Consider the following 13811-nt stretch of genomic DNA (forward strand, 5'->3'; position numbering starts at 1 on the left):
TTAACGGTGGCGCGACTGCGGCAGCACGTAAGGAATATGCCGCGCCGGCAGCCGGCCGACAACACCGCCAATGCCATAGACCCTTGCAATCGTCTCGTCGCTGATCGTTTCCAGCGAGGGGCCGCTCGCCGTCACCCGGCCGCCATGCATGACGATAAGTTGATCGGCAAATTCGGCCGCAAGGTTGAGGTCGTGCAGGATGGCAAGCACCAGCCCGCCGCCGCTTGCAAAGTCGCGCGCCGTTTCCAGCACGGCAATCTGGTGGCCGATATCGAGACTTGCGGTGGGCTCGTCGAGGAAGAGCGCCCGCGCCTCGCCATTTTCCATCGGGTTCGGCACCTGCGCCAGCGCCCGGGCAAACTGCACCCGCTGCTGCTCGCCGCCGGAGAGCATATTGTAGGACCGCTGCTCGAAACCGCGCAGCCCGGCCTTGGCGAGCGCGCGGCGGGCCTGCTCTTCGGGCGCGCGGGACCCCTGTGCGACAGCCCCCATCCGCACGATTTCGAGCGCGGTGAAGGGGAAAGCAAGCTGGGTGCTCTGCGGCAGCACGGCCCTGAGACGGGCGAGCTGGACGGGCGTGAAGGCCGGCAGGTCGATGTCGTTATAGGTCACCGAACCGCCCTCGGCGCGCATCTCGCCCGAGAGAACCTTCATCAACGTGGATTTACCCGCACCGTTGGGGCCGATGATGACATTGACCTTGCCGGGCATCAGATCGACGCTGACCGCATCGAGAAGCCGGCGGCCGGAGCGGATGAGGGTGAGGTTTTCGGCCCGGATCATGACATGTTCCGCATGGAGAAACCGCCGCGTCCCAATAGCAGGAACAGGAAGACCGGCGCGCCGATGAGCGCCGTGACGACGCCGATGGGCAGTTCCGCCGGCGACGCGACGGTGCGGGCGAAACTATCGGCCAGAAGCAGAAGCGCTGCGCCGCCAAGTGCCGAGGCCGGCAACAGGAAGCGGTGCGACGGGCCGATGGCGAGCCGCAGAAGATGCGGCACGACGATGCCGACAAAACCGATGGAACCGGCCGCCGCCACGCTCGCCCCGCAGGCGGCGGCAACGGCCAGAATGACGATCCGCTTCAGCCGCTGCACCGGAATGCCCATGTGAAAGGCGGCGGCATCCCCGAGGATCAGCGCATCGAGCCCGCGGGCAACGAAGGGAATGATGGCGAGAACGACGATGATGAAAGGGAGGGTCGCGAGCACCTTGGCGGGCGTGGCCCCACCGAGCGAACCGAGCGACCAGAAGGTAATATCGCGCAGCGCCCGGTCATCGGCCATGAAAATCATCAGCCCCGTCAAAGCACCGCTGATCGCCGCCACCGCGATGCCGGCCAGAATGAGCGTGGTGGTGGAGGTGGCGCCATCCTTCGTCGCGATCAGGTAAAGTACCCAGGTGTTCAGCAACCCGCCGAAAAACGCCATCAGCGGCAGAAAATGCGGGCCGAAAAACACGGCGACGGTGGCAAGCGCGCCTTCCCCGAGAGAAATGGCCGCGACCGCGAAGAGCGCTGCACCCGAGGTGACGCCGACAATGCCGGGATCGGCCAGCGGATTGCGAAACAGGCCCTGCATCATCGCCCCCGAAACGGCAAGCCCCGCGCCGATCAATATGCCAAGCGCCGTGCGAGGCAGACGAACCGCCTCGAGAATGACCCTGTCGCGCGCATCGAGCTGATCCGCGCCGCCGGTGAAATAAGCCCAGAGTTCGGACATGCCGACGCCCGTGGGTCCGCTGACCAGCGACACGCCACAGGCAAACAGCAGGATGCCGACGAGCACGGCGAGGGTGACGACCCCCTGACGGGATCTGTCGCCCGCAACCCTGCCTTCAGCGGAACTCAAGGCTGCAAGGCTCACGGCTTCACCACCTCAGGATAGAGCTTGGCTGCCAGCTCGCGGCCCGCAGCGGGCGTGCGCGGGCCAAAACCGATGAGATAAAGCCCATCCATGCTGATGAGCGCCTTGCTGGCAGCGGCAGGCGTGGACTGGAAGGCCGGCAGCGCGAAAGTCTCATCCGCCTTGGCGGCGTGGTCGCCGCGCGCCATGGTCAGCACCACGTCGGGTGCCGCGGCAATGACCGCCTCATCCGTCAGCGGCTTGTAACCCGTGATCTCCTGAGCCGCATTGATGCCACCTGCCATTTCGATGATCGCGGCGGCTTCTGTATCCTTGCCCGCCGCCATGATGCGGCCACCGGCGGTGGAAAGCACGAAGAGAACCCGCTTCCTGCCCTTTTCCGGCACGGCGGCGACATCTTTGGCGAGCGCATCGAGCCCGGCCTTGGTCTCGGCAGCCAGCGCCTTCGCCTTGTCAGAAAGACCGACTGCCGCGCCGACATCCTCGATCTTTTTGGGGATGGCGTCGCCGCTCGGCGGCGTATCGACGGTGACGAACGGCACCGCACTTGCCTTCAGGATGGCGATGACATCCGCCGGGCCGGACCCGTCTTCGGAGAGGATGAGATCGGGCTTTTGCGACAGGATGCCTTCGGACGAGAGCGCCCGCATGTAACCGATATCCGGCTTGGCAAATGCATCGGCCGGATAGCTGCTGGTGCTGTCACGCGCAACGACGCGGTCTCCCGCGCCCAGCGCATAAAGGATTTCGGTGACCGTGCCGCCCACCGCGACGATGCGTTTCGCTTCCGGATTGCCCTTATCCGAAGCCATGGCGGCAGGTGCGGCAAAGGCGATTGCGGCGGGCACGAGAGCGGCGAAAACGAAGGAACGAAGGCGGGAATTCAACATGGCGCTATCCTGAAACACGACCCGGCGCGGCTTTCCCTGCGCCAATTAATCTTGAGTTCTTTACACATGTTTATGGGCGGCGCAATCGATAAGTGGAGTAAATTTGTTCGCTTTGTCGTGAACCCCTTTCCAACCTCCCCGCGGCTGGATATCCTGACTCAAACTGGAAACTTAAAGGGAGAATTTCATGTTTATCGCAATGAACCGTTTTCGTGTCGTGCCGGGTTATGAAGAAACCTTCGAATCCATCTGGCGCGAGCGCAAATCGCATCTGAGCGAATTGCCGGGCTACATCGAATTTCACATGCTGAAAGGCCCGAAGGCGGATGACCACACGCTTTATGCCTCTCACACCGTCTGGGCCACCAAGGACGATTTCCTCGCCTGGACGAAATCCGAACAGTTCCGCGCCGCCCACGCCAAGGCCGGCGAAAACCGCGGCAAGGTGGAATATCTCTCCGGCCCGCATTTCGAAGGCTTCGACGTCATCATCCATGAAGACAAGAATGGCGAACGCCGTTCGATTGCCGCCTGAGGCCGCCCGATGAGCATTGCAGCCCAAAAGACCGACGACGACAGGCAGGCCCGCGCCGCCGCTGCGCTCGCCGAAAAGCCTGACGGCATCGTGGAGGCCATCGCCGCCAAGGCCGAGGTGACGCCGGCCGAAATTCTGGCGATCCTGCCGGAAGGCGCCGCCGTTTCCGCTGCCGCCGACCGCTTCGACGCCATCTGGAACGAGATGCGCGGCTGGGGCGAAGTCCTGATGATCGTGCAGACCGGCGATATCGTGTTCGAAGTACCGGGCCACCTGCCGGAAGGCAGCGAAAGCCACGGCTGGTTCAACATCCATGGCGACAGTCCCATCGGCGGTCACATCAAGAAGGACAATTGCGCCGGCATCACCTTCGTCGATCGCGGCTTCCACGGCCGCCGCTCCTGTTCCGTCTGGTTCATGAACGCCGCCGGCAGCGCCATGTTCAAGATTTTCGTCCGCCGCGACGAGAACAAGGAACTGCTGGCCGGGCAGTTGGCGAAGTTCGAAGCGCTGCGGGACGGTTTCCGCGGCTGAGACCCGTGGGGAGGCTGCCAGCTGCCTCCCCACTGCTTCCATAATCGCACGCGTCATCATTCGCCCGGGACCTCTCCGGATGACGCGTGAAAAAACAACCACCGGTTCATCGCCCGTTCAGTGCCGTTTTTTATCATCCGCTGAAATTCGAACGGCACCAGCACGGAGCAAGCACCATGACCGACCGCCAACCTCTTCTTTCGCGCCGCAGTTTCGCCGGGCTTGTTGCGCTTGCGCCGCTTTTCGCGGCGGGCGGTGCGGCTGCCGCACCGGCAAGCCTGCGCGGCAGCGTCTCCTATCGCGAGCGCATCGCTCTGCCGCCGGGCGCGACCGTTACGGTGCGTCTGATCGACGTTTCGCTTGCGGATGCGCCCTCGCAGACGATTGCCGAAACCACCATTCGCCCGCGTGGCCAGGTGCCGGTGCCCTTCGTGCTGCGTTATGATGACCGCGACATCCGGGGCCGCCGCTCCTATGCGCTGAGCGCCGAAATCCGCGACCGCGACCGGCTGCTCTTCACCACCACCCGCCGTTATTCGGTGCTGACCGGCGGTCGCGACGATACCGACCTCGTGCTGGAGCGCGTCGGTACCGGCCCGGTTCGGCCGGAGCCGGAAGCCGGTATCGACGGGCGCTGGCTGGTGCAGGACATCCGTGGCGAGCGGGTTCGCGGCCGCCGTCAGGCGACGCTGGAAATTACCCGCGAGGGCCGCGTTTCCGGCAATGCCGGTTGCAACGGCATCGGTGGCGAGGTGAAGATCAGCCGCAACCGCATCGATTTCGGCCGGATGATTTCTACCCAGATGGCCTGCGCGCCTGACATCATGCGCCAGGAACGGCAGTTCATCGAAGCGTTGGAAGGCGCCCGCTCGTTCAGGCTGGAGCCGCGCCGGGGCACGCTCGAACTGCTCGACGGCCGCGGCCGCACGGCGATGCGCCTGCGCCGCGCCTGAGGCCGGCAACCTGCCGCAACACCCTGCGTCGCCGTGCTGGCCCAAACGGTGCTGGCCATGGAACATTCCATGTCGCTTCCGGCACGGCGCGCTGCCCTTTCCCGCCCTATGACTTTGGCTGCGTTCGTCTTGACGCTTTGCTCCGCCGCGGAGCTGCGCTATGGAACGCGCCAAACTGCGCCGGTTGATGCCGGCGCGACGTCTTTGAGGGAAAACGAATGACATCCTATGTTCTGACCGTAGCCTGCAAATCGACCCGTGGCATTGTGGCTGCGATTTCCGGTTATCTGGCGGAAAAAGGCTGCAACATCGTCGACAGTTCGCAGTTCGACGACCTCGAGACCGGCAAGTTCTTCATGCGCGTCTCCTTCATCTCCGAAGAAGGCGCCACCCTTGAGGCCATCACCGACGGCTTCAAGCCGGTGGCGGAAAAATTCGGCATGGAGGCGGATATCTATCCGGACGGCCAGCGCATGAAGACGCTGTTGATGGTCTCCCGTTTCGGTCATTGCCTCAACGACCTGCTCTATCGCTGGAAGATCGGCGCATTGCCAATCGACATCGTCGGTGTCGTCTCCAACCATTTCGACTACCAGAAGGTCGTCGTCAACCACGACATTCCCTTCCACCACATCAGAGTGACGAAGGAGAATAAACCCAAAGCCGAAGCCCAGCTAATGGACCTGATCGAGACCAGCGGCACGGAACTCGTCGTGCTGGCGCGCTACATGCAGGTTCTGTCCGACGACATGTGCCGGAAGATGTCTGGCAAAATCATCAACATCCACCATTCCTTCCTGCCGAGCTTCAAGGGCGCCAACCCCTACAAGCAGGCCTATGAGCGCGGTGTGAAGCTGATCGGTGCCACGGCCCATTACGTCACCGCCGATCTCGACGAAGGCCCGATCATCGAGCAGGACACGGTGCGTATCACCCACGCACAGAGCGCCGACGATTATGTCTCGCTTGGCCGCGATGTCGAAAGCCAGGTGCTGGCCCGCGCCATCCACGCCCATATCCACCACCGCACGTTCATCAACGGCAACCGCACCGTCGTCTTCCCGCCAAGCCCTGGAAGTTATGCTTCCGAGCGGATGGGGTGAACCCTTCGTCATTGACGAAATGACAACCACAGTTTACATTGCGCCATGCTCACGATCCGGGAAACAAGCGAGTTTGCCGACTGGCTGGCGGGTCTGCGCGATGTGCAGGCGCGCGCCCGCATAGCACGGCGCATTTACCGGCTGGCGGACGGCAATCCCGGAGACGTGAAACCGGTTGGCGAAGGCGTCAGCGAACTCAGGATAGACCTTGGACCCGGATATCGGGTCTATTTTGTCCGGCACGGCGATGTCGTCATCATATTGCTGTGTGGCGGCGACAAGGCATCGCAGTCCCGCGACATCGCCAGAGCCAAGAAACTGGCCAGAGCGCTCAAGGAGTGAGACCATGCCACTTGTGACACGCGATTACGATGCTGCCCGCTACCTTGATAGTGACGAAGCGCTTGCCGCTTACATCGCCGACGCCACAGAAAGCGGCGACGCACAGGAGCTCGCCCATGCGCTGGGCGTCGTGGCGCGGGCCAAGGGTATGACTGACCTTTCGAGGCAAACTGGCCTTCCCCGCCAGACCTTGTACAAGGCGCTGAGCGGCGACGGAAATCCGGAACTGGCGACGATTGCCAAGGTCGCCGACGCGCTGGGCTACAGGCTCTCGCTGGTGGCGAAATCGCCTGCAGACACAGCCGCCTGATAAACCCGGCGGGCTACGGCGCCTTTTCCACGCCACCAAACATCACCCGCGCCCTCAGCCCACGCCCCTCCGCGCCATCCTCCAGCGTCAGCCGCCCGCCGAATAGCCCGGCGATCTCTTCGATGATGGCGAGGCCGAGGCCGGCGCCGGGGGCGGCGTTGGCTTCGCCGCGGGCAAAGCGCTGGCGCACCATGGCGCGTTTTTCCGGAGGGATGCCGGGGCCGTTATCTTCCACTTCCAGCCAGACGGCGTCCGTCTCCTTGCCGACGCGGACGGTGACTTCCGCGCCACGACCGGCATAGTTGATGGCATTGGAAACGAGATTGCCGATCAGTTCGCCGATCAGGAGCGGCTCGGCGAGAATGGCGACCTCCCCCTCGCCTTCGAAACCGAGATCGATGCCGGCTTCGGCCGCACGCGGCACGAAATCGGCCGTCACATTCTGCGCAACGGCCACGAGATCGATCGCGGAAAAATCATGTTTTTCGCTGGAGCCGGCGGCATCGATATTGGCCATGCGCAGCAGCTGGGCGAGGATATGTTCGGCATGGGCCACGGACGCCCCGCCCTTCAGCGCCGCCGCCTGCGCTTCCTCAAGGCTTGCGGCGCGGGCGGAAAGGGCGAGCTGGGTGCTGATGATGGCAAGCGGTGTGCGCAGCTGGTGGCTGGCATTGCCGGTAAAATGCCGGAGCGCATCGAGCGCCGATTGCAGGCGCACCATGAAGGAATTGACCGTTTCCACCAGATTTTCCACCTCCACCGGCACGGATTGGCGGATGGGGTGCAGGTCGTTCGGGCTGCGCTCGGCAATGGCTTCGCTGAGCCGGTAAAGCGGTCTGAGCGAAATCGTCACCGCGATCCAGACGATGATCGCCGCCCCCACAATCATCAACAGCAGGCGCAGCGCCGAGCGCAGGATGATCGCCTGCGCCAGCTGGCTGCGGGCAATGGTGGTTTCGGCTACCGTTACGGAAAAAGGCACGGAATTGATGCCGGTGGAAGCGAAACGGCGGATCGCAGCGATGCGGATCGGCTCGTCGCGGAACACGGCATCGCGATAGGCAGGGATATCGCCCGCCGGGTTCTCCACCGTCGGCAGGTTCTGGTAGCCGGTCAGGAATTGCCCGTTCGGCCCGTCGACACGGTAAAACACCCGGTCCTGTGCGGCCGATGTCAGCATTTCCAGCGCCACATAGGGAATATCGACTTCCAGCGAGCCGTCCTCGGCCACCACCACCCGCTCGGCAATGGCAAGCGCGGAACCTGATAGTACCCGGTCGGAGACGACATTGGCGGTATTGACCGCCTCACGCCAGGTATCGGTCAGCGCAACGCAGCCGATAATGGCGGTGGAGATGAGAAGCCAGCCTAAAAGACGCCGCCTGAGCGAATAGGCGGCCTGTCTCATTCAGCCATCTCCGGCAGCTTTTCGAGATAATAACCGATGCCGCGCGCCGTCTTCACCGTCAACCCGTGCGGCGCGAGCCGCTTGCGCAGGCGGCTGACATATTGCTCGATGGCATTGGCGGAAATATCGTCATCGAAGCCGGTCAGCGACTGCACGATGGCCTCCTTGGCGACGACCTTGCCGGCCCGCATGAACAGCACTTCGAGCAGCGCCACCTCGCGCGCCGGAATATCGAGCGGACGCCCATCCGCCGAAAAGGTGCGGGAGTTGAGATCGAACAGCACCTTGCCGAAACTCAGCGCCGAGGAGCGCAGCCCGGCATTGCGGCGCAGCAGCACCCGCACCCTCGCCTCGAATTCGGTGATGTCGAAAGGCTTGATCATGTAGTCGTCAGCGCCGAGATCGAGCCCCTTGACCTTTTCTTCCGGCGTGCCGCGCGCCGTCAGGATCAACACCGCCGCCTTGTCCTGGCGCGAACGCATGGAGCGCAGCACCTCGATACCGTCCATTTCCGGCAGGTTGAGATCGAGAATGACCAGATCGAAACTTTCTGCCGCAATCGCCGCATCGGCGGAAGCGCCATCGGATACCACATCCACGGCATAACCGCTGCCGCGCAGCAGCGCCGACAGCCCCTCCGACAGCACCTGATTGTCCTCGACCAGCAAAATACGCAAATCGTCCCTCCCACAGCATTGCCGAGTTTAACCAGACCCTTACCGCTTGTGAATGGCCAGCGCCTGCTGCATGATCTTTTCCATGCGTATCTGCCTTCTCCTCTGTCTCTGTCTTTGCACGGCCTCGCCGGCGCTTGCGCAAGTCGCCATCTTTCCGGCACCCTCCGGCAAGGCGGATGCCGAAACGCTGGTGGTCTATTCCTCGCTGGACGAACCGCTGGCGACGCCGATGATCGAGGGTTTCCAGAAGGCCAATCCCGATATCGCCGTCCATTATGAGGATATGCTGACCGGCGAGATTTACGACCGCATCGTGAAGGAAACCGATGCGGGCAAAAAGACCGCCGATTTCGCCTTTTCCTCCGCCATGGATCTGCAGGTGAAGCTGAGCAATGACGGTTATGCCCAGCGTTCCGACCTCGCAATGAGCGCCCGCTGGCCCGCCTGGGCGAACTGGCGCAACACCGCTTACGCGCTGACTTTCGAGCCGGCGGTTTTCGTTTATCACAAGCCGAGCTTCACCACCGAAGAACCGCCAGCCAGCCGCGCCGAATTCGTCGATTATCTCGAACGCAACGCCAAGCAAGTGCATGGCCGCATCGCCACCTACGACATAGAACGCTCCGGCGTCGGTTTCCTGTTCATGTCGCGCGATCAGGAGCAGTTCGGCGATATATGGAACGTCATCAAGGCCATGGGCGCGGCGGGCGTGAAGGTCTATTCCACCTCCTCGGCCATTCTGGAACGTGTTTCCGACGGCCGTTTCGTGCTGGGTTATAATATTCTCGGCTCATATGCGGCCGACTGGGCCTCGCGCCACCCCGATGTCGGCATCGTGCTGCCGAAAGACTATACCGTCGTCATGTCGCGCATCGGGCTGGTGCCGGAAGCCGCCGCCAACCCGGCGCTCGGCCGCCGTTATCTCGAATTCTTCATGTCGAAGGAGGGCCAGACGATCATGGCCCGGCAGTTGCAGATCCCCGCCGTCAGCCCGGAAGTGGCGGGCGAAAACACCGCCAACACCATGCAGGCCATCCACGGCGCACAATTGCGCCCCGTGCCCGTCAGTCCCGGCCTGATGGTCTATCTGGATCAGGTCAAGCGCAGCCGCCTGATCGAGCGCTGGAACGAGGCGTTGCGGTCGCAGTAGTTCCCCCCTCATTCCTGTGCTTGTCACAGGAATGAGGGTGTGGAGAAAGCTTCAAAGGCGCAAAACAAAGCCGTCCCACACGCCACAGTAGACGTCCGATACAAATTAATAGAGAGTAAATGCGCAAGGACTTGCGTAGCGTCAGTTAGATGACAGCTTTCTGTGATGCTCTGCAATTCTTCTTCATTCCGTGGAGGCGGAAGAAGATGCGGGAGGAAATCCAGGATTGCCAAGGCCCCACGCTGAGCATTCAGCGCCGGCGCAGACGCGTCCGAAAAGCCCCCCGCATAAACGAAAAACGACGCCCAAAAAGGGCATCCTGAGGAGGGTTTTCCAAGTGAAGCATTTTCTTATCGGCACATTCCTGGCGGGCGTGATTGCGCTTCCGGCGGTTGCAGCGGACTACACCATCATCGCCCCGGCAAATCCCGGCGGCGGCTGGGACCAGACCGCGCGCTCCCTGCAGACCGTGCTGCAGGAAGAAGGCATTTCCAAGAGCGTTCAGGTGCAGAACGTACCGGGCGCAGGCGGCACCATCGGTCTTGCGCAGTTCGCCAGCCAGCAGAAGGGCAACCCGAACGCTCTCATCGTCGGCGGTTACGTGATGGTTGGCGCGATCCTCACCAACAACGCGCCCGTCACCCTCAAGGAAGTGACGCCGATCGCCCGTCTGACCGGCGAATATGAAGCCATCGTCGTTCCGGCATCCTCGCCGCTGAAGACCATCGGCGACCTCATCGACCAGCTCAAGAAGGATCCGGGCAGCGTTTCCTGGGGCGGCGGCTCCGCCGGCGGCACCGACCATATCGCCGTTGGCCTGATTGCCAAGGCAGCCGGCGTCGATCCGACCAAGATCAACTACATCGCTTATTCCGGCGGCGGCGAAGCGCTTGCCTCGATCCTCGGTTCGCAGGTGACTGCCGGTATTTCGAGCTACGGCGAATTCGAGAGCCAGGTAAAGGCCGGCACGCTGCGCCTGCTCGCAGTTTCCAGCGAAGAGAAGCTGGAAGGTGTCGATGCCCCGACGCTGAAGGAAAGCGGCCTTGATGTCGTCGTCCAGAACTGGCGCATGGTCGCCGCTCCTCCCGGCCTGACGCCGGAGCAGGAAAAGGCCGTCAATGCCGACATCGAAAAGCTGGTGAAGTCCGCCAAGTGGCAGGAAACCCTGAAGACCAAGAGCTGGATGGACACCTATCTCGCCGGTGACGAATTCAAGGCGCAGCTCGCCAAGGATACCGACGCCACCGCCGCCATCCTCAAAGACATCGGACTGGTAAAATGAGCCAGGGTTCCAACCCTTCGCAGCATCAAAAGCGCCGCCCTGACTGGGCGGCGCTGGCGATCGCCATCTTCCTCGTCATCATCGCCTGCGTAATCTTCTGGGATAGCGCCCGCCTCGCCAGCGTCACCGGTTATTCGCCGGTCGGCCCGGCAACGGTGCCTTATGCCATCGGCTTCTGTCTTATCGGCCTGGCGCTGTGGACGGCCATCGAGGCCTGGCGCGGTGATTTTCCCGAACGCGACAAACAGGAAATCGCCCCGGTTATCTGGGTCGTTGCCGGCCTTGCCGCGCAGATGTTGCTGCTCAACGTCGCGGGTTTCTCCATTGCCACCGGCCTGCTTTTCGCCTTTACGGCGCGCGCCTTCGGCAAACGCAAGCTCTGGTATTCGATCCCCATCGGCATCGCCCTGAGCTTCTTCATCTGGTTCATCTTCGCGCGGCTGCTGCAACTTTCGCTGCCCGCCGGGCCTCTGGAACGGCTGTTGTTCTAACAGCCATTCCGACCAAAATTTGAGATAACAGGAAACCGCAGGCGCGCAATGACGCATATGCCAGCCGTTCCGCCCGCCCATCGGGTCCACTTGGGGGACATCTGTCCATGAGTACCTTTGAATTCCTGCTGCACGGTCTTGAGGTTGCCGCCCAACCCATGAACCTGCTCTATGCGCTGATCGGCGTGACACTCGGCACCGCCGTCGGCGTTCTGCCCGGCATCGGGCCTGCGCTGACCGTGGCGCTGCTTCTGCCCGTTACCTACAGGCTCGATCCCGCCGGTTCGCTCATCATGTTCGCCGGCATCTATTATGGCGGCATGTATGGCGGCTCGACCACCTCGATCCTGCTCAACACGCCGGGCGAAAGCGCCTCGATAGTGACCGCGCTTGAAGGCAACAAGATGGCCCGCAAGGGCAGAGGCGGTCCGGCCCTTGCCACCGCCGCCATCGGCTCCTTCGTTGCCGGCCTTATCGCCACCATCGCACTCGCCTTCATCGCGCCCTATATCGTCAAGCTGGCGCTGGTCTTCGGCCCGCGTGAATATTTCGCGCTGATGGTGCTCGCCTTCGTTACCGTTTCCTCCGCTTTCGGGGATTCGGCGCTGCGCGGCCTTACCTCGCTGTTCATCGGCTTTGCGCTTGCCATCGTCGGTATCGACCAGCTGACCGGCCAGACCCGCATGAGCTTCGGCATTCCCGACCTCCTCGACGGTGTGGAGGTGACGACGCTTGCGGTCGCCATGTTCGCCATCGGCGAAACCCTGTTCATCGTCGCCCAGGGCAGCACCGGCCCGGACAAGGTCGAAGCCGTGAAAGGCTCCGTCTGGATGAGCGCGCAGGACTGGGCACGCTCCTGGAAAGCCTGGCTGCGCGGCACGCTCATCGGCTTCCCCATCGGCGCCATGCCGGCGGGCGGCGCTGAAATCGGCACCTTCCTGTCCTATGCCACCGAAAAGAAGCTGACCAAATATCCGGAAGAATTCGGCCATGGCGCCATCGAAGGCGTCGCAGGTCCGGAAGCCGCTAACAATGCCTCCGCCGCCGGTACGCTGGTGCCGCTCTTGACGCTCGGCCTGCCGACGACGGCGACCGCCGCCATCATGCTCGCCGGCTTCCAGCAATATGGCCTTCAGCCCGGCCCGCTGCTGTTCGCCACCAATCCGCAGCTCGTCTGGGGCCTGATCGCCAGCCTGTTCATCGCCAACCTGATGCTGCTGGTTCTGAACCTGCCGCTCGTCGGCCTGTGGGTGAAGCTGCTGACCATTCCGAAGCCCTGGCTTTATGCCGGCATCCTGCTGTTTGCGACGCTCGGCACCATCGGCGCCAACCCATCGGTCTTCGAACTCGGCATGCTGCTCGCCTTCGGTATCCTCGGCTATATCATGCGCATCTTCGGTTATCCGATTGCGCCTGCGGTCGTTGGTCTCATCCTCGGCCCGCTTGCGGAACAGCAGCTGCGCCGCGCTCTTGCCATCGGCCAGGGCGACCCGACGGTGCTGTTCACCTCGCCGATTGCCGTTGGCCTCTTCATCGTGGCAGCCGCCGCCTTCATCATCCCGCTCATCATGCGTATCCGCGGTCGTGGCGAGGTGCTGACGCAACTTGCCGCCAACGAGGACTGAGAAACCAAGAACCTCCCAAGGCAACTGGCCCCGTATCTCCGGATGCGGGGCCTTTTTTATTCACGCCAACGGGATGTGTGATGCACGCACGCCCATGATAGAATTGCGCCAACCGCAGGAGAAAGACATGCGCACGATTGCGATCATGATGGTTCTGGCGCTTGCCGGCTGCACCACCGCCCCCGATGTCGAGCCCATTCCCGGCAGCATCACCTATGGCGGACAGCCGCGCACCAAACTGACCAAGTCCCCCATCGGCAGCACGCTCAGCAATGAATTCGTCATGGGCGACGGGCGGCTGGCGATCGAAACCTACCGCGTGCAACCGGACCGGTCGCTGAAACTCGAGAGGCGCGAAATCGTCGGCGACTGGCCTCCGGATTGAGACGTGCGGATAGAGACCGGGTTAGCGACGTGTGCGAAAAGGGTGCTTCCGTCATCCTCGGCCTTGTGCCACTACTGTCCGGTTTAAATTTGCGGCCATTGGAAGGCCATCTGGTTTTGGTTTCTGGGTTTGTCCGGTGGCGGGTCGAGAAGCCGATCGGTGCGTCGCCGGTGCATGAGGTTTGCGCGTACCAGCCGGGCGAAGGCGAGTGGGCTTGGCACGGTCTTCTGGTCAGCCTGCGCCAATCGCAGGAGCAGG

16 protein-coding genes and 1 pseudogene are annotated in these 13811 nt (G+C 62.8%); 11 read left to right on the forward strand and 6 right to left on the reverse strand.

All coding sequences use genetic code 11. The features are described from left to right. Genes PIB16_RS23600 through PIB16_RS23610 form a run of 3 tightly spaced genes read right to left on the reverse strand, consistent with a single transcriptional unit; the run spans window position 1 to window position 2758 of the window. Window positions 1–783 (reverse strand): heme ABC transporter ATP-binding protein, encoded by a 783-nt coding sequence (locus PIB16_RS23600; protein WP_065655547.1) that lies wholly within the window; start codon window positions 781–783, stop codon window positions 1–3. Continuing rightward, window positions 780–1868, reverse strand: a complete 1089-nt coding sequence (locus PIB16_RS23605; protein ID WP_271046439.1) for a FecCD family ABC transporter permease — start codon at window positions 1866–1868, stop codon at window positions 780–782. Before PIB16_RS23605 ends, PIB16_RS23600 begins: the two co-directional genes overlap by 4 nt. Beyond that, window positions 1865–2758, reverse strand: a complete 894-nt coding sequence (locus PIB16_RS23610) for a heme/hemin ABC transporter substrate-binding protein (protein WP_031233725.1) — start codon at window positions 2756–2758, stop codon at window positions 1865–1867. Before PIB16_RS23610 ends, PIB16_RS23605 begins: the two co-directional genes overlap by 4 nt. Window positions 2759–2945: 187 nt before the next feature. On the opposite strand from PIB16_RS23610, the gene PIB16_RS23615 reads away from it, so the two are divergent. The 6 genes from PIB16_RS23615 (at window position 2946) to PIB16_RS23640 (ending at window position 6535) form a co-directional block, all read left to right on the forward strand. Further along, window positions 2946–3293 (forward strand): antibiotic biosynthesis monooxygenase family protein, encoded by a 348-nt coding sequence (locus PIB16_RS23615; protein ID WP_003522597.1) that lies wholly within the window; start codon window positions 2946–2948, stop codon window positions 3291–3293. A 9-nt stretch (window positions 3294–3302) separates the two neighbouring features. Further along, entirely contained in the window at window positions 3303–3827 is a 525-nt protein-coding gene (gene hutX / locus PIB16_RS23620) for a heme utilization cystosolic carrier protein HutX (RefSeq protein WP_020809737.1), read from the forward strand. A 176-nt stretch (window positions 3828–4003) separates the two neighbouring features. Further along, window positions 4004–4780 (forward strand): YbaY family lipoprotein, encoded by a 777-nt coding sequence (locus PIB16_RS23625; RefSeq protein WP_271046440.1) that lies wholly within the window; start codon window positions 4004–4006, stop codon window positions 4778–4780. Between the two features lie 218 nt (window positions 4781–4998). Beyond that, window positions 4999–5883, forward strand: coding sequence for a formyltetrahydrofolate deformylase (purU, locus tag PIB16_RS23630; protein WP_035259300.1), 885 nt, complete (start codon window positions 4999–5001; stop codon window positions 5881–5883). Window positions 5884–5928: 45 nt separating this feature from the next. After that, complete coding sequence (locus tag PIB16_RS23635; RefSeq protein WP_035263680.1) at window positions 5929–6225, forward strand: type II toxin-antitoxin system RelE/ParE family toxin; 297 nt, start codon at window positions 5929–5931, stop codon at window positions 6223–6225. Between the two features lie 4 nt (window positions 6226–6229). After that, window positions 6230–6535, forward strand: coding sequence for an addiction module antidote protein (locus PIB16_RS23640; RefSeq protein ID WP_065655553.1), 306 nt, complete (start codon window positions 6230–6232; stop codon window positions 6533–6535). A gap of 13 nt (window positions 6536–6548) precedes the next feature. Here PIB16_RS23640 and PIB16_RS23645 read toward each other — a convergent pair whose 3' ends face one another. Together PIB16_RS23645 and PIB16_RS23650 are read right to left on the reverse strand one after the other, a co-directional pair. Continuing rightward, window positions 6549–7943, reverse strand: a complete 1395-nt coding sequence (locus PIB16_RS23645) for a sensor histidine kinase (RefSeq protein WP_271046441.1) — start codon at window positions 7941–7943, stop codon at window positions 6549–6551. Further along, window positions 7940–8620 carry a response regulator gene (locus tag PIB16_RS23650; protein WP_003491888.1) on the reverse strand — a complete coding sequence of 227 codons (681 nt, stop codon included), beginning with the start codon at window positions 8618–8620 and terminating at the stop codon, window positions 7940–7942. Before PIB16_RS23650 ends, PIB16_RS23645 begins: the two co-directional genes overlap by 4 nt. A gap of 52 nt (window positions 8621–8672) precedes the next feature. On the opposite strand from PIB16_RS23650, the gene PIB16_RS23655 reads away from it, so the two are divergent. The 5 genes from PIB16_RS23655 to PIB16_RS23675 all read left to right on the forward strand — a co-directional run bounded on the left by PIB16_RS23655 (window position 8673) and on the right by PIB16_RS23675 (window position 13553). Then, window positions 8673–9770 (forward strand): ABC transporter substrate-binding protein, encoded by a 1098-nt coding sequence (locus PIB16_RS23655; protein WP_425292601.1) that lies wholly within the window; start codon window positions 8673–8675, stop codon window positions 9768–9770. Between the two features lie 337 nt (window positions 9771–10107). Continuing rightward, on the forward strand, window positions 10108–11052 hold the full coding sequence (locus tag PIB16_RS23660; RefSeq protein WP_078051664.1) for a Bug family tripartite tricarboxylate transporter substrate binding protein: 945 nt from the start codon (window positions 10108–10110) through the stop codon (window positions 11050–11052). Beyond that, window positions 11049–11543, forward strand: coding sequence for a tripartite tricarboxylate transporter TctB family protein (locus PIB16_RS23665; RefSeq protein ID WP_065655556.1), 495 nt, complete (start codon window positions 11049–11051; stop codon window positions 11541–11543). The genes PIB16_RS23660 and PIB16_RS23665 overlap by 4 nt, the downstream gene beginning before the upstream one ends. A 107-nt stretch (window positions 11544–11650) precedes the next feature. Next, window positions 11651–13168: a tripartite tricarboxylate transporter permease gene (locus PIB16_RS23670; protein ID WP_020809148.1), complete on the forward strand. Its 1518-nt coding sequence runs from the start codon at window positions 11651–11653 to the stop codon at window positions 13166–13168. A 127-nt stretch (window positions 13169–13295) separates the two neighbouring features. Continuing rightward, complete coding sequence (locus tag PIB16_RS23675; protein WP_003522606.1) at window positions 13296–13553, forward strand: hypothetical protein; 258 nt, start codon at window positions 13296–13298, stop codon at window positions 13551–13553. A gap of 83 nt (window positions 13554–13636) precedes the next feature. On the opposite strand, the pseudogene PIB16_RS23680 reads toward PIB16_RS23675, so the two are convergent. Beyond that, window positions 13637–13811, reverse strand: a pseudogene (locus PIB16_RS23680) (IS4 family transposase); the annotation flags it as partial.

Origin of the sequence: Agrobacterium sp. ST15.13.015 (assembly GCF_027871645.1) — a bacterium.
Lineage (GTDB): Bacteria > Pseudomonadota > Alphaproteobacteria > Rhizobiales > Rhizobiaceae > Agrobacterium > Agrobacterium leguminum.

Bases quoted from the DNA above. Each gene is read 5' to 3' on its own strand.
- PIB16_RS23600 (WP_065655547.1), bottom strand. From the start codon at position 783: ATGATCCGGGCCGAAAACCTCACCCTCATCCGCTCCGGCCGCCGGCTT.
- PIB16_RS23610 (WP_031233725.1), bottom strand. From the start codon at position 2,758: ATGTTGAATTCCCGCCTTCGTTCCTTCGTTTTCGCCGCTCTCGTGCCC.
- PIB16_RS23615 (WP_003522597.1), top strand. From the start codon at position 2,946: ATGTTTATCGCAATGAACCGTTTTCGTGTCGTGCCGGGTTATGAAGAA.
- hutX (WP_020809737.1), top strand. From the start codon at position 3,303: ATGAGCATTGCAGCCCAAAAGACCGACGACGACAGGCAGGCCCGCGCC.
- PIB16_RS23625 (WP_271046440.1), top strand. From the start codon at position 4,004: ATGACCGACCGCCAACCTCTTCTTTCGCGCCGCAGTTTCGCCGGGCTT.
- purU (WP_035259300.1), top strand. From the start codon at position 4,999: ATGACATCCTATGTTCTGACCGTAGCCTGCAAATCGACCCGTGGCATT.
- PIB16_RS23635 (WP_035263680.1), top strand. From the start codon at position 5,929: ATGCTCACGATCCGGGAAACAAGCGAGTTTGCCGACTGGCTGGCGGGT.
- PIB16_RS23640 (WP_065655553.1), top strand. From the start codon at position 6,230: ATGCCACTTGTGACACGCGATTACGATGCTGCCCGCTACCTTGATAGT.
- PIB16_RS23645 (WP_271046441.1), bottom strand. From the start codon at position 7,943: ATGAGACAGGCCGCCTATTCGCTCAGGCGGCGTCTTTTAGGCTGGCTT.
- PIB16_RS23655 (WP_425292601.1), top strand. From the start codon at position 8,673: ATGGCCAGCGCCTGCTGCATGATCTTTTCCATGCGTATCTGCCTTCTC.
- PIB16_RS23665 (WP_065655556.1), top strand. From the start codon at position 11,049: ATGAGCCAGGGTTCCAACCCTTCGCAGCATCAAAAGCGCCGCCCTGAC.
- PIB16_RS23670 (WP_020809148.1), top strand. From the start codon at position 11,651: ATGAGTACCTTTGAATTCCTGCTGCACGGTCTTGAGGTTGCCGCCCAA.
- PIB16_RS23675 (WP_003522606.1), top strand. From the start codon at position 13,296: ATGCGCACGATTGCGATCATGATGGTTCTGGCGCTTGCCGGCTGCACC.